11 protein-coding genes and 1 pseudogene (1 of these 12 only partly in view) are annotated in these 21,702 nt (G+C 34.0%); 7 read left to right on the forward strand and 5 right to left on the reverse strand.

Going from position 1 to position 21,702, the window contains the following annotated elements; genetic code table 11:
- The 5 genes and pseudogenes from ABFY81_RS04090 to ABFY81_RS04110 form a co-directional block, all read right to left on the reverse strand.
- Positions 1-9,432, reverse strand: partial view of a CARDB domain-containing protein gene (locus ABFY81_RS04090; RefSeq protein ID WP_347913113.1) — the start only. 24,498 nt of this gene lie to the left of the window's left edge; the window shows 9,432 of its 33,930 coding nt (coding positions 1-9,432); its start codon is at positions 9,430-9,432; its stop codon lies off the left edge, out of view.
- 481 nt (positions 9,433-9,913) lie between these two features.
- Positions 9,914-10,264, reverse strand: a pseudogene (locus tag ABFY81_RS04095) (TetR family transcriptional regulator); the annotation flags it as partial.
- A gap of 550 nt (positions 10,265-10,814) precedes the next feature.
- Entirely contained in the window at positions 10,815-12,014 is a 1,200-nt protein-coding gene (locus tag ABFY81_RS04100; RefSeq protein ID WP_347913114.1) for a PepSY domain-containing protein, read from the reverse strand.
- 83 nt (positions 12,015-12,097) lie between these two features.
- Positions 12,098-14,287, reverse strand: coding sequence for a TonB-dependent receptor (locus ABFY81_RS04105; RefSeq protein WP_347913115.1), 2,190 nt, complete (start codon positions 14,285-14,287; stop codon positions 12,098-12,100).
- 138 nt (positions 14,288-14,425) lie between these two features.
- Positions 14,426-14,917 carry a DUF2946 family protein gene (locus ABFY81_RS04110; protein ID WP_347913116.1) on the reverse strand — a complete coding sequence of 164 codons (492 nt, stop codon included), beginning with the start codon at positions 14,915-14,917 and terminating at the stop codon, positions 14,426-14,428.
- 222 nt (positions 14,918-15,139) lie between these two features.
- Between ABFY81_RS04110 and ABFY81_RS04115 the strand changes: the two genes are divergently transcribed.
- From ABFY81_RS04115 to ABFY81_RS04145, 7 genes are all read left to right on the forward strand, one after another.
- Entirely contained in the window at positions 15,140-15,598 is a 459-nt protein-coding gene (locus ABFY81_RS04115; RefSeq protein WP_347016220.1) for a DUF2946 domain-containing protein, read from the forward strand.
- 147 nt (positions 15,599-15,745) lie between these two features.
- Positions 15,746-17,179 (forward strand): cytochrome ubiquinol oxidase subunit I, encoded by a 1,434-nt coding sequence (locus tag ABFY81_RS04120; protein ID WP_004702604.1) that lies wholly within the window; start codon positions 15,746-15,748, stop codon positions 17,177-17,179.
- Positions 17,176-18,180, forward strand: a complete 1,005-nt coding sequence (gene cydB / locus ABFY81_RS04125; protein WP_004702606.1) for a cytochrome d ubiquinol oxidase subunit II — start codon at positions 17,176-17,178, stop codon at positions 18,178-18,180. Before ABFY81_RS04120 ends, cydB begins: the two co-directional genes overlap by 4 nt.
- A gap of 139 nt (positions 18,181-18,319) precedes the next feature.
- On the forward strand, positions 18,320-18,544 hold the full coding sequence (locus tag ABFY81_RS04130; protein ID WP_347913418.1) for a helix-turn-helix domain-containing protein: 225 nt from the start codon (positions 18,320-18,322) through the stop codon (positions 18,542-18,544).
- 151 nt (positions 18,545-18,695) lie between these two features.
- Positions 18,696-19,598, forward strand: a complete 903-nt coding sequence (folE2, locus tag ABFY81_RS04135; protein WP_347913117.1) for a GTP cyclohydrolase FolE2 — start codon at positions 18,696-18,698, stop codon at positions 19,596-19,598.
- Positions 19,599-19,727: 129 nt separating this feature from the next.
- A complete protein-coding gene (locus ABFY81_RS04140) occupies positions 19,728-20,288 on the forward strand; it encodes a carbonate dehydratase (RefSeq protein ID WP_019457373.1) in 561 nt (186 codons plus the stop codon).
- Positions 20,278-21,633, forward strand: coding sequence for a dihydroorotase (locus ABFY81_RS04145; protein ID WP_347913118.1), 1,356 nt, complete (start codon positions 20,278-20,280; stop codon positions 21,631-21,633). The genes ABFY81_RS04140 and ABFY81_RS04145 overlap by 11 nt, the downstream gene beginning before the upstream one ends.
- Positions 21,634-21,702 lie beyond the last annotated feature (69 nt).

The following is a 21,702-nucleotide window of genomic DNA, read 5'->3' on the forward strand; positions in this document are numbered from 1 at the left end:
AAAACTATCTGTTTTCACAAATAGATAGTAATTTCCAGCTGCTAATGAAGACTGAATATCTAAATATGCTTCATATGACTCATTTAATCCCAAATATCCTAAGTGAGTGACTGACCCTAAAGCGACAGCCGTAGAATCTAATATCGCATTAGACGAAATATAAATTGTATCTACCCAACGATTAATATCAGTAGGCAAGTTTCCTTTATTGGTTACCTTCCAAGTTACCCTTCCAGACTCATTGATACTTAAATTATTAGGAGATATTAAAATTTCAGGGATAAGATCAGTAAATGTCTTAATAACATTTATCGTATTTGAAATTAACTGATTATTAACTCTCGTATCAGGCTCTTTGATACTTTGATTAATATCACTAATGATAGCAATAGAATATTGACCTTCTAAGCGAGGAGGAATTTTTACAGATATATTCTGCTGATAAGTTTCACCTATAGCTAATTCCTTAACTCTATTAAAGTTAGCAAGTACAATATCATCTGCATTACCTATTATTGCATCACGACTCAAAATTACTCGATCAACCCATTGACCTGATGCAGCTCTATTCCCCTGATTCGTAATACTCCATAGAATTTGTGTAAATGCACCAGAAGCAACTTCTGTGGGAATCACAATATTTGAGATTTTCAAATCTGCATAAGTTTGTGCTGTAGAAGAAAATTGTGTACTTAGACTATTATTGGCTTCTGCATCACCTTGATTATTGACTTCATAAATAGCACCTTGTCCTACAATATTGCTATCAGCAATAACCTCTAAAATAAATTGACCAACCCCAGCAATTCCTTCTGGTAAATTAAAACTGAAATGGCGATTTCTTGTTTCACCTGCTAACAATGCTTCTGCATCTTTTCCAGTAAAGGCAACTGCAAAATTAAGGACAATTTTTCCAACTGAACCATCCGTATTCTTTTCTCTAACAATGATACGATCTTGATAGTTTTTAGGTGTTGCAACACTACCTTGGTTAACATCCTGCCAACTTAATGTAACTTGGTCACCTGCTTGCAATTGTTGCTGTTCAATTTTTAAATTTCTAACAATCAAATCAGGACCAGCAACTACCTCTACTTGAGCTTGATTATCAAACTCTAAAGAACCTGTTTCATCGTATTCAGCAATCGTATTCAGCGCATCAACTTTAACAGTAACGACAAATCTTCCAATTGAATTATTTTCTGATGGCCAATTAAATGCTATTTGTCGAGAAGCAAATTCCTCATTTTCAAGATTCTGAGAATTTTGAATAATATCTTGACGGGTAATAACTGCACCAGTAGTTAAATTAGTAACTTCTACACGCTCAACCCAAGAACCCTTGGCAGTACTTCGTCCTATATTTTTGGTTATCCAGTTTAAGGTTACTAAATCTCCTGCTTGCCAATTTGCATTTGGAGTTAATGCAAGCTGGTCAACAACGAGGTTCGGATAATCACGTAACGCACTATTAAAAATAGCACTAAGATGATTATTTTGTTTTGTCTGAACAGTCTCTTTTTGCGAATTAAAATAATCACTGTCAATAATTACTTCAAATTCCCCAGCACCTAATTTACCTTCAGGCATACGAATATAAGATTTTCTTAATACACTTTGCTGAGGTAATAAAGCCCCTGATTCTTGCTCTATATAAGGTATAAGGCTCTGTGCTAAAATTTCACCTGTTGATTTACGCTTAATCAGAACTCGATCAGTAAAATCTCCGAAAGACGCTTGCTGACCTAAATTGCTGAGCGTCCACTGTATTTCTAATAAACTACCAGATTGAATATTTTGTTCTTGATTAGGTTCTATTACGATATTGGTTACATTCAAATCCGCTTTTCTTTCAGTGTTGTTAAGGTCAATAATAAGCGGTTGAGATGGCGCATGAACATAAACTGTCATACGGTAAGGTAATTCGATATCACGAGCATCCGATTCATCTAATAAAATAGTATATTTTCCAGAAACAGTAGCAACAAATTCTGATCCTAAATTATTCAAATCTGATCGAGAAATTACCTGAGACCGCCCATAAGGATCAATCACTATTAAATTAGTAGAGTAATTATATCTCCATTGCCCATTGTAGTATCCATAAGATGGTGCAGTTACATCTTCAAAATCAATGAAAATTCGATCACCAGTATTTGCCTCTATTTGATATACCTGTTTCTCACCTAGAGGGGTTAAACGATTTTCAATGACTTTCCCGCTCTCAATTTTTTGTGCTTGAGTAAGGTCAAGTAATTTAAATCCGTAATTTTTAGTGCTAAATTCTTGTGTAAAAATTCTAAGTTGATAATTACCTGCACCCAATATAATTGGATTATAATAAGAATTTAAACTATAGTTTCCAATTGTAGTACCAGCTTGATTAATAATTTGTAGAGTAACCCCACTATTATTAATATAATTTAACTGATCAAAATAAAGTGTAGTACTTTTATCAAGTTTTAAACTATATAAATGGCTTTGATTACTAGCAGTTAAAATTCCACTTGTTACTTCATTTATATTAAAAGTATGAATATTAGTAGAGTTCTTTTCGCCTAACCAATCTATTTGAAAAGTTACCTGCCCCGCATAGTTAAATCCATCAACCTCATCATAATAACTTCCATTAGCATCAAAAACTATATAATAATAACCAACACCACTTAGATAAATAGCATTAGAATCAACATTAGCCGAATTATTACTAGATGTAACTAATTGTCCAAAATGATTATATATTTTATAATTTAGGATATTTCCAGAATACAAAAGACTATTAAACTGAATATAACCTGATTTCTCTACATTAAATTCATAAATATTATTAGCCTGACGCGTTAAACTATTAGAAGTTGTAACCGACTGTCCAATATCAATGAAAGTCTTATTTTCTGAAATATTAATCCATTTTAGACTCACTGTACTTGATGAATAGCTAGTTAAATTACCTCTTACAACATAACCACCTGCTTTTAAAAATACTAAACCATTAGAACCAGATAAAACCTGACTACCATCTTTTAAGCTAATAGTTTTAAATGTACCATTATAGAAATTTTGATAAGATGAGTTAATTCGATCCAAGTAATACAAACCATCTTCTTTAACTTCAAAATAAAATAGGTCCTGATCATTAATACCATTTAAAACTGTGCCATTCCATGTATTTTCATAAACTATATCTTTAGTAAAAACCTGAGGTAATACAAAGTTTACAATAGGATTTAAAGCTCCCAAACGACGTGCAATCTGGATAGAGTTTTTCCCAACTGTACCTGCAATAAGATTAGAATTATCCTTTGCGTTATAATTATTATTTGAAGATGCACTTAGACCAATATAGTAAACACCCGTAGTTGGAACAATATAACGATAATTATTATACGCATCTCCATATTGGGTACTATATACTTGTTGACCATTTGCATTAAAAATACGCGTAAGATAACTATAGTTAGTATAAGCGTTAATTGCCAAAGTATCGCCAGCTATAAGCATGACTTGATACATATCCACATCTTTATTTGTATTGGCACCATCACCTATATATGTTTCTATTGTATACAACGCACCTTGAGGTACAAATATTTCTTGAGCTGTTCTTAGAGTTTCACCTGCATCTGAAACCGTCGTTAGTTTACTATTTTTGCGTTCAAAATATAGCTCTCTTTGAACTAATTCTTGTTGGCTGGTAATTTTTACATAATAAATATCAGTAGAGGTTATAGAAAAACTACCTTCCTGATTTACTACATTTAATTGTTCACCATTTTTTCCTAAAAGTGCTATTTCACTATTTTCAAGTCTTACAAAGAATTGATCATCCTGATTAAGCATAACACGATAATAACGCTCCGTTGAAACGGGTTGATCAACAAGAAGTGTCTTTTTACCATCAATAAATAACTCTCTTGCTTCAGAAATATTAGAACTTAAGCTTCCAGAATTATCATCAAAAATATAATTGGCATAAAATTGATAAGCGCTATCATTATCGTTATTTGAGCTAATTTCTAAACGGTACTGCCCAGCTTTCAAATAAATCTTTGCGACTTGGCTTGTCGTTAAATTATTGTACTGTGAAAGTAGATTATTATTTGGTCCAAATAACTTTAGATACATTGAAGACTGACCAAGTCTTAAATCTTTTAAGCTAAACCAACCATCTTTTTCTAAATCAAACTGATAAGAATGAGTGCTATCTGATGTATACAATGTACCTAACGTAAGTTGATCAAAAACTATAGAAGTAGTTGTATTCGCTACAGGATAAATCTGAGCAGTAATATTTTTTTCTACTACGGAATTATCTGTTCTTTTTACTAATAAATATAACTTTTCAGCATTAGCAATAAATGAAGGCGCAGTATTATCAGAATAACTATTATTAACTAAAATACTTCCCGACCCATCAAAAATAGAATAATACAAATTACTTGAATTATAAAAATCAATATTATATTTTTTACCAACTTCAAAATCTAATACATAAATTGCTAATTTTTGATTTACTGCCAACTTTGCAGACACGGCTTCACTACTATTTAAAATTTGTGAATTATCTTGCAATGACAATAACTTAAGTTGATAACTACCTAATGCTGTTCGATCTGAATAAAACTCAAATACATGATCCCCAGCCGGTAAAGAAATTACCTGATATTGATTTGAAGTTAAGCTAATTCCTCTTTGTTGACCAGTTACATCTTTTAGATATGCATAACCGACGTTACCCGAAATAGAGTCTAAAATTATTGTTTGAGTTTGTTCCAAATGTAATTTATAACGATGTACTTCACCTGCTTCAGATAAAGTACCTGCTATAGACTGGTTAAGCTGGATCTCTTGAGTAATTGTTTGTGGTGTACTAATTCGAATTGTTGTAGATCTGGCTTGTTGACGCTGTGACTCATTAGATCCATGAAGTGATAAATAATAAATACCATCTTTTTTTAGGTTAACTTTCACAGCATAATCATAGTTATAATACTGGTTACTGAAAGTAATATTATTACCTAAATCATCATATAAATACCAAGCTGCATATTGAGCTAGATTATTACTATTACGTGGATCGATAACCCAATTTTGACCAGCTTGACCAGTAATTTTCCAAACTGTTGTTTCAGCACTTTGATTTACAGTTTTAGTCACAAGTTGATCTAAAGGTAGTTCAATTGCCTGTTTTAAATCAGTAATAGTGAAGTTAAATTGGCGTGCTGTATTTGAATAGTTAAAACTATTAAGAACAACTAAATCATAGCTACCTGCATCCAAAGTAAGTATTTTATTTCCATAAGTATTACCTGCACTTAAACTCCACAATATATTAGTTGAGTAAGTTGGTTTAAAAATAAAATCTACACCATTACCCAAGGTCGCCAAATTTATTTGAGTTTTCTCTGTAACAGTAAATCGGTATATTTTTTGGTTATTATCTACATAATTAACTGAATCACTAACAAAATCACCAACACTATAATTATTTATTGCTTGTTTATTTTTCAATGAGAATTGAACTTTATTATTGTAACCTCTTAACTGCCAATTATTAGCATATGAATATTCTTGGCCTGAAGTTACTAAATAGTAATCTCCACTCATATCAACTTTTAAATTCGCCCCCTTATTTCCTTCCAATGTATAAACTAAATTCCCATCTTTATTAAATAAATAGTATTTTAGTCTTGAGCTATAAAAATAGCTTTCACTACTACTAGAATACGAATAACCAAAATTTGTATTTAAATCATATTCTTGGCCTTTCACTAAATTTAATTTTAAAATTTTATCTGGGATACTATTGGTATAGTTTACGGTAGCATCTATACTTTCGCTAATATCTTGTACAGGTTTAACTTTAGATATTTTAAAATTAAGCTTCCGAAGCTGATCAGTAATAAGCTGTGTATTTGTTATTTTTAACGTATATTGACCAGAATTTAAAAAATATGCTTTTTTATTTCCATACCAATAAAGTTGTTGGGCAATATCTTTCCCATTTTCATCAAGTAGTTGATACGTATATTCAGTTTCATTTGGTAAAAACTCAACCAAACCAATTGACTCAACATTAAGCTGTACACTTCTAGTTTGATTTTGCTTATAAAATTCAACTACTGAATCCAACTCTAAAATAACTGGTATCGCTGAAGTAGCTTGTCCCACTAGAGAGAACTGGAAATTATTAATGATAGTGCTGCTATTAACAGAATAAACAACCAATTTATACTCAGAAAAATATTCATTTAGCGCAAGATCAACAATATTTCCATTTAAAATACCATTTTTTATTAGTTGACCTTTTAGATTATAAAGTCGATAATTTAAACCATCCCAACTTGTAGCGTTCTGAGCTTTAATATAATAATTTCTTTCTTGTTGAGTTCTAAAATTATATATAAATGTAGATTGATTAGAGAAATCAACTGTATTTACAGTGTTCTCAACTAAATTTGAACTTTGATTTATAACACTAAAAGTAAAGTTTTCTGGTTGTTTAATACCATAAAATTCAATACGATAATTTCCTTTGATTAACCATTGCATAAATCCAGTAGTATTTATACTACCTTCAAAAACACTGCCTTTATCAAGATCAACAATTCTTCCATAATTAAATGGTAGTTTAGTGAAAGTAAGTGCATAGGTATCTGATTGATCTACTTGAAATTCAAAAGCTAAATTTTCTACGACCTGCTGAGCAGAAATATTATTTGCCGTATTCAATTGAATAGGTTGAGCTACTCCAGGATCGGCCACTGGAGATACACTATCTATGATATTGACAGATAAGTCATGAATGCCTATTCCATGATTTGCAAATCCAATATAAATCTTTTTCTGATAAGATGTATAAAAGTCTAATTTAATTGTATTTTTACTACCATATGCAAGTACATTACCCATACCATCCCATACGGTAATATCCAAATCAGTAGATAAGGCTTGATCAAAAGAAATCGTATATTTTTTATTTTTTTCAACATTTAAAAAGTATTTATTGCTCTTTACTTCGGGCAATTCGACAGAAATATTTTTACTTAGTTGTAACTCATCAATTATTTTTTCCGAATGAATAGTTATTTTTTGATTAATTTCCTCAGAAATATTTTTGTTAATGACAAGCTGATAATGACCTTTCTCTAAATAAAATGACTGAACTTTTCCTAGCTGATTTCTTGAGATATCTAAACTTATATTGTTTCCAACTAATTTTATATCAGTTGCATATCTAGAACTATCTACATCAATAAAGTAAACCCCCTCTTCTTCAACATTAATATTATTAATTATTTTTTTATAATTTATACTATTATTAAGATTTAACTCTACAGATGTAACGGCATTTAAACTTACATTATTACTTTTAACTAAATTATTTTTATTAATCTCAACTAAATTAGTTTCAACCTTATTCTCCAAAACTCCACTATAAACTAACCACAAATACTTAGCTTTATTATTTACATCAATTAAATTACCATCTCCTTGTTGGATCTGTAGTCCATAATCATCTGTCAAATACCATTTTTTTTCATAATTTAAAAAACTTAATAATGTATAACTAAAGTTAGTTATGGTACTTTCATTATATTGTTCTGATGTAGTTAATTTTAATGTTAAATTAAGAACTGCAGATTCAGATCCACCCGTACTTGTCCCATCAACAATATTAAAACTAGCACCAAAACGATGGAATGCTAAATAAAAATCACCATTTTGATTAAAAGTATAATCTAGGTAACTATCATCTGCCGCGGCAACTCTATTTCCTTGAGTATCAAAGATACTTAAATAACCATCAAAAGATCCACCTATCAAATTTTGTCCATTTGGTGTTGACACATATAGCCTATCGCCTTTTTTTACATTTATTTTATAAACATCAACATCAGGCTTTCCTGTACCATTATCACCTAAATTAACTTTAAGATTTTCATTTTTATTATTTCCCAATCGTAAAAATTGAGCAGTATTTAAACTACCACCAATATCTCCTGTTAAATTATTGATTTGATTTGCTTGATAAGTATTATAAATTTTTAACTTTATAATTCTATCATTTCCATTATTAACTGCTACATTTTTAAAAATATCAAATTCCTGATTTTCAACTTCAGTAACAGAAATAAAATATTCTTGATCTTTTTTAGAGGTATAATTAAAATCTTTTGTATTTTCGTTCTTAATTAAATTACCATTTTTATCATATACCTTGAAATTTAATACTTCTTCGGTTTTAAAATTTAATGTTTCATTTATTAATAATGTATATGAATAAATTGATGCTTTCTGCAATCCAATTTCTGTATCATAAATATGATTGTTGTTATCAAAAAATATTTGATCAACACCTTCGTCAAGCTTAATCACTTGTGTTGCGTTAGATAATGATTCTAAAGTTAATGCTTCACTTTGCTGCAAATTTGCATCAGGATTTAGACTAGATTTTACTTTAAAGTGTAAATTACCTATAGTATTTGAAAAACTACCTACTTCTATTCTGTATAGGCCTGTCTTTAAAAATATTGGAGTATAGGTAATATCGTTATCTAGTGTGTTGGATGAACGTAACTCTTTACCCCATTCATCTTTCACAGTAAAAGTATAATTATTGATTCCAGCTGATAGCTTATCAAATATAATCCATTGATCTTGTTCTAAATTTAATTCATATACATTAAGCTGTGATGGTGTTTTAAAATCTGCATCGATTTTTTGATTTACTTGAATAGTCTGAACTGTAGGTTGAGAATGATATAATTTAAAAGTAGTTTTTAATGTGTCTTTTAACTCCGTCCCTTCTATACTTAACCAATATGTTCCAGTTTTATCTACTGTAAAACCTTTGTCAGAATTCAAATTATTCTTATTAATAAGCAATTTAGCATCAGGATCGAAAACACTCCATGATCCATAAGATTGTTGTACGGATAATGAATCATAAAAAAAACGATCACCTGCTTGTGCATCAAAACGATATAATACTGCACTTGAAGCTGGAGATAACTCAAGCTTGGTGTCTTGATTTAAGCTTAATGAGTTTGCACCACTTTCACCAATAAGATGAAATTTAAAACTAGTTTTTGTATCATCTAAAGCATCAACAGTTAATGTATATGTATCTGGTTTTAAATCCAAAAATAAATGACTTTGATCAATAAAGTTCGTAGTACTAAATTGATTTTCTGTTTGAGCTCCTTTTAAGCTCCACTGCATTTTATTGTTATCTACGCCATCAAAAAAGAATTTTGTTTTCTCTTTAATAACAAATTCATATTGTTTTTGTTGTCCAGGTTGATCAATGGCTCCAGTAATTTCTTGTATTCCTGGCATTAAATCTGCTGAAAGCAAAAGTTTTGATTCAAGTTGTTCAACTGTCCACATTTGCTCTTGTGCATTTGTATTCGTTTCTTGTTGGCTCATGCCTCACCCCAATTGTTACTAATTTGTGAATTTTTGTTAAAACAAGTTTATATATGAATTGTAAAGATTGTTTTAATAAGGATCAATTTATTTTTAATTATTTAAGTTAATAAAATCAGCCTCTTAAATAAAATAAAACACCTTATTGACTTACACCCAGACATCTAAATTTAATTAATCTTTATAAAAACAAAATAAAAACATGAAAAATGCGCAGATATATTAAATTAAACTAAACAATAACTATTTTTTTAATATATTTATGACTAAAAATTCAAAATTTATTTCTAATAATTATTTCTTTTAAATTTATAAATTACAAAAATTTAAATTTAAAAAATAAGAAATATTTACATCTTAATTTAAAAAAGTATCAACTTTTTAAAAAATTAATTGATTTTAATCACATATGAATTTCTTCAAAATTTCTAGTAAGTTGGCAGTATTATTAAATACTGCCCTCTATTATTCTTAACACTTTTCATTCTAAATTATTTTGTTTTTCACTCTTTCTAATGAATGCTTTAGAAAAGCAAGCAAACATATCGTCTCTTTTCTCTAAGCTTAAAAGCTGAATAATTGTACCTTCAATCATATATAAAAATAATTTGGCATCATTAAATAATGTATTGACTTGTAATTTTCTAAGTAAGCTATAAATTTCATTGGTGATCCATGTTCGATACCTCACTGCGGTTTAATAGACATTTCGATAATTGTTTTTAGTTTCAAGAAGGGCTTTAAATAATATGTAATAGGGCGCTTCTAAGTCGCTATGCAATAAATAGAGTTTTTTCAGTTTTTCCATCACGCTTGTGTATTGGTCATACTCGAAAAATTCACGTGAAGAGACTAGAAATTTACATATAAGAGTATTCCTCAAACAGAATAAGTCTGATGCGAACTTTCATCACGATCTGCTAGAACCAACTGGTAATGTGGCCAGTAGGCAAGGAATAGTGCTCAAGTTTATTGGAGGCAAGCACACAAAATGACATTTGTTTTTAAGTTAGATTATAAAAAAAGCAAGGATAAATAATGAGTAAATTATTGTTAAATAAAAGTTTATAATGTATATAAACTGAATCTAATTATCTATAAGCAGTCTACTGGAGGGATCTTATGTTTCAGTAGGCTGGTGAAAACCATCAAAAATAAAGACAGAAAGATTTAACCTGTAGAAAGTCTAGTTAGACCCAAATATTGTGCGACTCTTGGAATTTTACTAAAGCATAACTTTTCGAGTAATAAAACAACAATTAAGGTTAAACCCAGTAACGGCAGTATTATGCCTATTATCATAATCAATACTTTAAATGATAGGCTTAGGCGGTAAGGTAAACTTATAGGCGGGGCACCTAGCTCATGTTGTGGCTTCCGCTTTATCCACCTCCACTGATACTCACTAGAATTAGAGCAATGACAGTAAACACACCAATCATAAGATTTAGTAAACCAAACATTTGACCTTCATGAATCGCAACGCCATATCCAATCAAACGATCAAGCAGCAGTTTATTTGCAAATGTCTCATGTTTAATCACGTTTCCATGTTCATTAACAATAAACGTTTCTCTTAAAGGCCTATTTTGAGTTTGTGATGAAATGCTCCAAGTCCCTGCCATTGCACCTGAAGGTTGAATTTGTATAGGTGGCTGTAGTTTGAAAGTATCAACTTTTGAAATTAAGTCGTCCAGTATATGTGCGTGTTCAACATTCAATCGAGTGGTTTGGGATACCATCATATGATGATGCTCAGATTGCATATGTTTAACAGCTTGGTCGAACTTTTGTTTTTGATGATGTGATTCTTCTTTGCTACTGGTTGTCCAATCTTGCTGAACTACAGTTGGAGCAGACCATTGCCGAATATTTTTTAGCATCCCACCCCATGAAGCTGTCCACGGTAATCCTGAAATGAGTAGAAATATCGTAAAAAACGCTACCCAAAAACCTGTCACCGCATGGATATCTTTCCAAAAGGCACGACCTTTACGGTTTAAACGCGGATAGACCATACCTCCAAATGAAAGCTTGCCACCTTTGCCCAACCATAAATAAATACCTGTCACAATCATGATAATGGTCCAAGAAGCAGCAATTTCTACAACTCTAGAACCATTATCACCTAGCATTAGCTCTCCATGTAAATGAAAAACCTGTCTGGTAAATTGATCATCTTGATTAATGATTTTCAAAATTTCTAAAGATTCAGGATAAATATAAACTTTATAAACTTCTGCATTTTTCGCGACTAAAACACGAGTTGCAGAATGCTCATTTGGCCCAAGTTCTATCGCAGAAAAAATAGAGTTTGGTACTGCTTTTAAAGCCGCATTCACCTGAACTGATGGCGACTTGGCTTGATGAATAACCAAATTGTTATATGGTCGATCAATCCACTCATCAATTTGTGGTTTAAAAAGATAAATTAAACCTGTAAGTGAAAGCCATAAAATAAAAGGTATACAAAATAAGCCAGCATAAAAATGCCATCGCCATACTGTTGTATAATTTAACCCTTGTTTTGGGTTTTTCTGTGTATGTATTTTCTGCTCTGTACTACGCTGTATCATCTGCATAGTGAGACCTCCATAGAAAAATACAGCGATTAAGACTAAAAGCTAAATCTCTGTATTTTTTACTCATTCAACAAAATGCAAGATTAAAAGGTGTATTTAGCGCCAACGGTGACTGCTAACGGCAATGCATAACTTGGAACAGTACCTGAACCTGAGGTATTTACGCTGCCATCGGCCAGATAACTTAACCCTTGATCATAGTAAGATGTGTCACCAATATTTTGAGCAATCAGGTACAGCTTTAACTTATCATTGGCTTGATAATTGACACTAATATCTGCTGTCAGTGCGCCATCATTTTTCTGGGTATGTGCTGTATTGTTCCAGTAGTCAGGGAAATCTCTTAGTTGTAAAGCGATATTGAGTTTGTCTGTTGCTTGCCATGCAGCTCCAGCACTCACATTCCACAAAGGAATTTGACCAAGTTGTTGTCCAGTCGGTGTCACAGAAGCCGGATTAGTGGTCGATACTAGTTCTGCTTTAGTTCTTGTATAACCAGCGTTTAAACTAAGCCTGTCAAATATCTGCCAGTTTGCAATAAGCTCAAAGCCCTGCATTTTTGCATCACCAGCATTAATGTACTGTTTCAAGGTTTGAGCAGAAGTAACGCCCGTACCACAGTAGTTATTGGCCACTGAACATCCTGTTTTTACAGTCGCATAGTCAATATAGTTATTTACTTTGTTGTTAAAATAAGTGCCTGACAAACTAAAGTCTTGGTATTTGAAATCGAAACCAGCTTCAGCACCCTTGTTGGTTTGCGCCATTAAATCTGTATTTGGAATGGTATACCCCGTCCCACTCACAAAACTACGATACATTTGATTTAGTCCAGGCGCAGAAAAGTTTTTGTACGCAGCAGCACGTAAATCTAACATATCATTGACTTGATATTTTAAACCTATACGTGGATTAAAATGATTTGATGACTGATCTGGCAATGCATTATTAATATCACTGCCGCGATAATTTCCATAGGTTTTTGCATCACTTGCTTTCCAATAGTCTTGACGTAAACCTAAGGTAATATCTAAAGGAATAACAAATGGTCTATACACTCCCTGAGCAAATATTCCTGCAAATTGGTGATTTGCTTCTGCAGTAATATTCCCCTGATATCCTGAAGCATTATAAATATTTAACGGATCTTTAACTCCAATTTGGCGGTAGTCCACACCCACTTTTAAGTCTGTTAAGTTCCTCCATGCAGTTTGTAAATACATCGATGTTCCAAAGCTATCGTATTCAGCTTTTTCTTTTTGACTCACGAACGGCGTGCCATTATTTGGTGTTGCTAAGGTGTAACCATTGTTTGAAGCATTCTGAGTCTCCATTTCGGTATATTGATACCAACCCAGCAGATTCAAGGAAGTATCTTTGGTAATATCAGTCTTACCACCTAAAGATGCTCGATAGGTATTCCACTGGTTATTTGCCAAATCATATGTCGAATGGTCTTCACTGGTTTGGCTAGCTTGTAAAGTCAAAAAATATTGTGAGAAGTCTGTAGGCGTATAAGTTGTCTTAAAATAAACATTATCTGTCTGCGACTGGGTTGTTGTCATTGCAGGATGTCTATATTGCTCTGGTATTTGTTGATAGCCATCCGATCGACTTCCGTCATAACTTAGCCCGACTTCCCAATGATCATCAATTTTATAGCCCGTACTTATGCCATAACTTTGACTATCAAAACTACCGGCACTCACACTTAACTCTGTTTTATTTTCAGGATGGCGAGTAATAATATTAATTACCCCACCCATCGCCATATTTCCCCACAAACTCGTTGCACCGCCCCCTCGAATGACTTCAATTCTTTCAACTTGATCCTTGGGAATTTGCGCCCAATTGATTGTACGAAAGTATGGATCATTGACTGGAATGCCATCGAGCAACACAAGCGTTAAGCCATTGGTTGAAGTGCCAAAACCACGAATGTTTAGCATTTGCCCTGTAGGATGAATTTGTGTTGATGGCCGTGCAGGCACAACAATTCCTGGAATTTTATTAATAATTTGATCAATGCTTGTTTCTGGCGCATTTGAAATTTGTGTGCGCGTCAATACAGTTGTACTGATGTCCATATCTTTTAGCGCAGTACCACGACTCGCCATAACGGAAATTGTTGGTAATTGATCTACAGACTTTGCTTTTTCATTTGTGATTGATGGAGTGGTCGCTTCAGCATGAGCTTGTTGTATACCTAGCGTGATCAAGCTCATCGCAATAGTTAAAGCTTTAGGCAAACAATGTTGTTCAGTAATATTCATAAAATAACCCAATTCGGATCAGAATTTTTCAATACGATGACTCCATACCAAGCCTTATTGAATGTCGTTATACGACTCAACAGACTCAAGTAAGGAAAAAATAATGAATTAGATCAATTTCATACAAGTTGTATAAAATTAAATCGCGAACTGAATTTTTGGGGGAGCTCTATTCTGGAACAAATAGAAATAGAGTTTTTGATGTAACTTAAAGAAATATGCTGTTAGAGCAACTCGAACGGGTTCAGAAAGCAAAATACTCAGTAAAATGAGTAAACAACTCAGTAATACTGGATTAAATTGATGTCCAAGAAGTAAACAGAATTTACACGATAAGCTATTAGCATGCTGATCATTAGCAGAAGTATCAGAGGCTTTTATATGCTTGATAAGCTTTGAATGCTCTTCACTTTGTACATGTACTGTATGCTTCACTGAAGCCTGTGTATGATGCATTTCATGTGCTTGATGACTAGAAATTGATGGTATTACACTTACACTGGCCAACTGTTCACAAATACCGAAATTTAGCTCAGGATGTTTTACAAGAATAGGCGTAATAAAAACAGAAAGCTGCATTAGCCATGCAAAGATGGCTAAAAAAATACAAGCAGTCCGATGATTCAACATACGCAATGTACAAAAAATGAAACAGGCAGATTATAAAGATTTTTTTAATTATTGTTAGATATATTTATCTCTATTCTCTCGATTACTAATTGTGGCTAATTAAACTTATAAAATAGGAAAAATCAAAGTTTTATAAAAAAATCTATTTATGCCTTTAAGAAGTCGGATTTTTTGTTATAGTGTTGCGCAACTGATTTCCATAAAGTGATTATTTGGGTGTCAATGGTTTTAGGCAGATTGCTTGGTTTAGCAGCAATCTTGTTACAAATCGCTGTTTTCTTACAGCCATTACTACCAGAGAAATATCAAGTTTCTCCAGTATGTGAGACTATTGCCCAAGCACTTCAACTCAATCACTCTCCAGAGCAGCATTCTCACCATTCAATGCATCATGATGATTTATCTCATCATCAAATGCATGATATGACCTCTTCTTCCGACACCAAAGCTGAAGCGAAGCAAAATACGACACATCATCATGATGCGGGTCATCAATGTCAGTACTGTGTTGTTTACAGTCACGTGTTGCCTTTGCCAGATCTGGATTTAAAGCAAATTCTAGTCAGAATTCAGGTTCGGTTTCTTGCTTTTCTAGAAAACTTTTTTCATGTTTTCTTTAAGCTTCAACAGCTCTTTCTTATTCCCCAAGGCCGCGCCCCACCTTTATTGCTATCAGTCTAACTTGATACTCAAAACTTTATGTTTTGAAAAAAAATATATTTTTCAAGAGATTATAGTAATGCTTTCTTTTCAAAATCATGCTCTTAAACGGGTAGAGATAACTACAACTGTCGTTTTAGCAAATCAAATAAAATTTGAGGTGCTCGTATGACTCTAGGTTTAACAGCACTTGAATTGGCTCGAATCCAATTCGCATTTACTGTTTCATTTCATATTATTTTCCCTGCGATCTCGATTGGTCTTGCAAGCTTCCTTGCTGTTTTAGAATGGCGTTGGCTGCGTACCAATGACGCTATATATAAAGATCTCTTTAAGTATTGGGTCAAGATCTTCGCGGTTGCATTTGGAATGGGCGTTGTCTCTGGTGTGGTCATGAGCTATCAATTTGGAACCAACTGGAGCGAATTTTCAAGATTTGCAGGTGGAGTTACAGGCCCTTTACTCACCTATGAAGTTCTTAGTGCTTTTTTCTTGGAAGCTGGGTTTTTAGGAATTATGCTGTTTGGCTGGGGGCGTGTGGGTAAAAAAGCTCACTTCTTCGCAACGCTTATGGTTGCGATAGGTACCTGTATTTCAATGTTCTGGATTTTATCTTCAAATAGCTGGATGCAAACCCCTCAAGGGTTCTCAATTGAGAATGGAATAATTGTTCCTCAAGACTGGTTTGCAATTGTATTTAACCCTTCCTTCCCTTATCGACTTGCGCATATGGCAATCGCAGCTTTTATGGTTGCAGCTTTACTTGTAGCAGGTACCGCAGCTTGGCATTTAATTAAAGGTCGCCGTGACGAGTTAATAAAAAAGTCGTTTTCTATGGCTCTTTGGCTGATTTTAATTTTAGCGCCAGTACAAATCTTTGTCGGTGATGCACACGGTTTAAATACCTTAGAACATCAACCAGCAAAACTTGCAGCAATGGAAGGTCATTGGGAAACCAATCATAACGAGGGAATGCCACTGTACTTATTTGGTATTCCAGATATGCAAGAAGAACGCACTAAGTATGCGGTTTCAATTCCAAATCTTGGAAGCTTAATTCTTACTCACTCCAAAGACGGAAGCGTAAAAGGTTTGAAAGATTTTGCACCAGAAGATCGCCCGAATTCGACTGTAGTATTTTGGAGTTTCCGAATTATGGTCGGGCTTGGCATGCTTATGCTGCTTTTGGCACTTACAGGATTATGGCTAAGAAAAACTGGCAAGCTTTATGAGAGTAAATGGTTTCATCGCTTCGCTTTAGTTATGGGCCCGTCAGGTTTTATTGCTTTACTTGCAGGTTGGTTTACTACAGAAGTTGGACGTCAACCTTGGGTTGTTTATGGGGTCATGCGAACTAAAGATGCATTATCTCCCGTATCTGCCGAACAAGTCGGACTCACGCTCATTATTTTTGTTTTGGTTTATTGCATCGTATTTGGAATCGGCATTTATTACATGCTGAAATTGATCAATAAAGGGCCTGAGTTCATTTATAGCCAAGTTAATGAAGTTGGCGGTGTTGGACACTTTAAAACACCAATGCGCCCGCTAAGTGCAACTGATGAACATATTGACGATCAAGGACAAGGAGCATCTTCATGATTGATTTATCTTTGATCTGGATTGTCATTATTGCAATTGGCGTATTTATATATGTTGTACTTGATGGTTTTGATCTAGGCATTGGAATCTTGTTTCCTTTTATCAAAGACCAGCAGGAACGCGATGTAATGATGAATACCGTTGCACCTGTCTGGGACGGTAATGAAACATGGATGGTACTTGGCGGTGCTGGTTTGTTTGCGGCATTTCCGATGGTTTATTCAGCAGTTTTATCTGCTTTATATTTACCTATTATTCTCATGGTGATCGCTCTAATTTTTCGCGGTGTCGCTTTTGAGTTCAGATTTAAAGCGAATCGAACCAAATACCTATGGGATGCTGCTTTTATTGGAGGTTCTGTTTTATCAAGTTTCTTACAAGGTGTCATTCTTGGTGCGTATATTCAAGGTATCCATGTTATTGACGGTCGCTATGCAGGCGGCGGATTAGATTGGTTAACGCCTTTTTCAGTTTTTACAGGGTTCGGCGTAATCATTGTATATGCAGCACTCGGTTGCGGTTGGCTCATCATGAAAACTGAAATGCAATTGCAAACAAGTATGTATCGCTTAATGCCAAAACTAATTATGACGCTATTGTTAGTTTTTATTGCTGTGAGTGTTTATACCCCATTAGCTCATCCGGTTATTGCAGCACGTTGGTTCAATGCGCATCAGCTTCTTTACTTTAGTCCGGTACCTATTCTGGTCGTAGTTTTTACTTATCTCACCATTAAAGCCTGTCAAAAACAGCAAGAATCAATGCCCTTCTTATATACCTTGGCTTTAGTATTTTTGGCCTATACCGGTTTTCTGATTAGCATTTTTCCATACGTTATTCCGCCATCAATTACGATTTGGGAAGCCGCAGCGCCTGCCAATAGTCAATTGTTTGCGCTTATAGGCGCGCTCATACTTATCCCTATTATCATCATCTATACCATTATGGCTTATTGGGTGTTTAGGGATAAAGTACGTGTAGGTGATGAAGGTTACCACTAAGAGTAAATGACATGAAAGTATCTAAATTCCAATGGTTTATTTTACTCTGGGTTGCTGGTTTCTTAAGTCTACTCACTATTGCAATGTTCTTTAGATTACTTTTGCAGCTTGCTTATTAAAGGAGGATCACACAGTGGATATGCCCTCCATCATGCAAATGGACGAGCAAGAGTTTGGCTATGAAATTATCAGAGCACGGCGCCAAATGAAAATTTCACAAGCTCAACTTGCAAGTAAGCTAGGAATATCAATACGCACTTTAGAAAGTTGGGAAAGAGGAATTAGGCACCCTTCTAAACCGTCTCAAGCACTTATTCGGCTATTTATTAAATCACCCGAATTTGTTTTGAAAAATCCGACTTAACAAGAAAAGACCATGCACAAGCATGGTCTTTTCTACTTTATTTTTTACTTAATTAAAATTTATCAAGGTACTTAAGCCATCTAGCAAACTTGCCAGCTATTAATGCTATGTTATAACATAACATTAATTTCATAATTTAAGTTCTTCATAAATGAATCTTGTTCTCCCAGATATCTCTGCCGAGCCAACTTTACCAAATGCTTATAGTTACCGCCTAGATTGGGTGGGTATGGAAAACATCGCCTTGCCAATCCGTATTGAAAATACTTTATGCTCAAGTCAGGTCAATGCTTATGTCAGTTTAGATGATCCCTTAGCAAAGGGCATCCATATGTCACGTCTGTATACACGCCTTTTAGAGTTAACATCCCTCGAAAATATTAATATGCTCGATCTAAAATTAGTCTTAGAAGCCTTTTTAGAAAGCCATCAAGATTTATCGCAGCATGCAAAAATTGAAATTCACAGTAGCCTGTATATCGAACGACCAGCATTAGTCAGCAAGCTTTCAGGGTGGAAAAGTTATCCTTTTGTTTTGTCATGCCAACTTTCTCATGATCAATTCGAGGCAGAATTAAAAGTCGAGATTCCCTATTCTTCAACCTGTCCATGCTCTGCTGCACTTTCAAGAAATATTATTCAACAACGGTTTGAGTCAGCCTTACAAAATCAAGAAATTCGGCTTGATCTACAAGACATTATGAGCTGGTTAAATACCACAGATGCAATTGCAGCAACGCCTCATAGCCAAAGAAGCTTTGCCCTCCTTCAATTTAAATTAAACCAAGACTTTCACGAAATTCCACTCATCGAGTTTATAAACCAAGCTGAATTAGCCTTAATGACGCCCGTACAAACTGCTGTAAAACGGGTTGATGAACAAGCATTTGCGGTTGCCAACGGCCAAAATTTAATGTTTTGCGAAGATGCATTAAGACGACTTTATGGCTCATTTATACATCACAAATATATTCATGGTTTCAAATTTAAAGTGACTCATGCAGAAAGCCTGCATGCACATGATGCTGTGGCTCAAGGGTCTTGGCAGTGGTAGGACTTTCTATAAGCAACTGAAACTATGCGTTATTGGGTTGAAAAAACTTGTGTTTCACATGAATTAAATAGTTTCAGCTTGCGCCTCTCACCATCTCAACTTAAATAAACTGATATCAACGGTAATTCCATGCTACGTAAAAATCCATCTGGCCATCTCCCTGTTATTGATCAATCAGCTTATGTCGATCAAACCGCTATTATTTGTGGCAAGGTCATTGTTCATGCCAATGTATTTATTGGCCCTTATGCCGTAATTCGTGCAGATGAAACCGACGAAAATGGAGAAATGCAACCTGTTATCATTGGCGCAAATTCCAATATCCAAGATGGTGTTGTGATTCACTCCAAAGCTGGTGCATCAGTAGTGATTGGTGAAAGTACATCAATTGCTCATCGTTCAATTATTCATGGGCCTTGTGAAATTGGTCACCATGTTTTTGTTGGTTTCAACAGCGTCATATTTAACTGCAAGGTCGGTAATTACAGCGCTATTCGCCATAACGCAGTCGTCGACGGACGTGATTTACCGAACCATTTTTATGTTCCTGCAATGAGCTACATCAACCCTAAAACTGACTTAGCGCAATACCCTCCGGTTGATATCTCTATCAGTGAATTTTCAGAGAGTGTTGTCTCAACAAACATTGAGTTGGTCAAAGGCTATAAGGCATTACACAATGAGTTTTAAACCCTATTCTAAAATTATTATTCGAGATGCCAATGTAGTGAATGAGGGAAAACAGCAATGTGTAGATGTACTTATTCAAGATGGACGAATCGAAAAAATTGCGCCAAGCATTCCTCATGTTGTTAACGCTAAAACAATTCATGCTAATGGAAACTGGCTAATTCCCGGAATGATCGATGATCAAGTCCATTTTAGAGATCCAGGCTCAACACATAAAGGCAGTATTGCTTCGGAATCTATGGCAGCAGTTATTGGTGGAATTACCAGTTATATGGATATGCCCAACACAAATCCACCAACCTTATCTTTAGATGCCTTAATACAAAAAAAGCAAATAGCCGCCCAATATAGCATGGCAAATTATGCCTTCCATTTTGGAGTAAGTTCTGCAAATTTAGATATTGTTGAACAACTTAATCCCAAGCTCATCAGCGGTGTAAAAGTTTTTATGGGCGCCTCTACTGGCAATATGTTGGTAGATGAACCACAAGTGCTTGAACGTTTATTTGCAAATGTCCCAACCATTCTTTTAACGCACTGCGAATATACACCGCGCATTAAAGAAAGAGAAAAATTATATTTTGAGAAATATGGTGCAAACATTCCAGCACATATGCACCCTAAAATTCGGGATAAACAAGCCTGTTTTGAGAGTTCACGTTTAGCTGTCTCTTTAGCAGAAAAATATGGAACTCAACTGCATGTTTTACATATTAGTACAGCCAAAGAATTATGCTTGTTTAAAGATTTGCCCTTAAATTTAAAGCATATTTCTGCGGAAGTATGCATTCATCACCTTAGTTTTGATGAATCAGACTATGCTGCGCTTAGCCATTTAATTAAATGTAATCCAGCCATTAAAACCCAACAAGACAAAGATGCACTTATCACTGCCATCGCTCAAACTAATCGCTTAGATATTATTGGTACAGATCACGCACCGCATACATGGGATGAAAAACAACAATCCTATTTAAAAGCACCATCTGGCCTTCCTTTAGTTCAACATGCTATTCCTGCACTCATGGAACTTGTAGCAGATAAAAAAATAAATATAGAAACAATAGTGAAGAAAACATCACACCAAGTCGCTGATTTATTTAAAATCAAAGATCGAGGATATATACGCGAAGGCTACTGGGCAGATTTAGTTCTGCTTAAAGAAAATAAAGAAGCTATTGCTGTTAAAAATCAAAAAAACTATATGCGATGTAACTGGACTCCATTTCAAAACAAAAGCTTTCGCTATGAAGTTGATACAACTATTGTTTCAGGACAGTTGGCTTGGCATCAAAATCAGTTATTTTTAAGTTGTCGAGGTAAAGCATTGGACATAGACAGATAACTCAAGTGAAATTTAAAAATAATTAAATTAGATGCTATAACTTGTTCAGATTAAACCATAAAAAACCCG

The organism is Acinetobacter sp. WA-87 (assembly GCF_039938935.1).
In the GTDB taxonomy this organism is placed as follows: Bacteria; Pseudomonadota; Gammaproteobacteria; order Pseudomonadales; family Moraxellaceae; genus Acinetobacter; species Acinetobacter seifertii.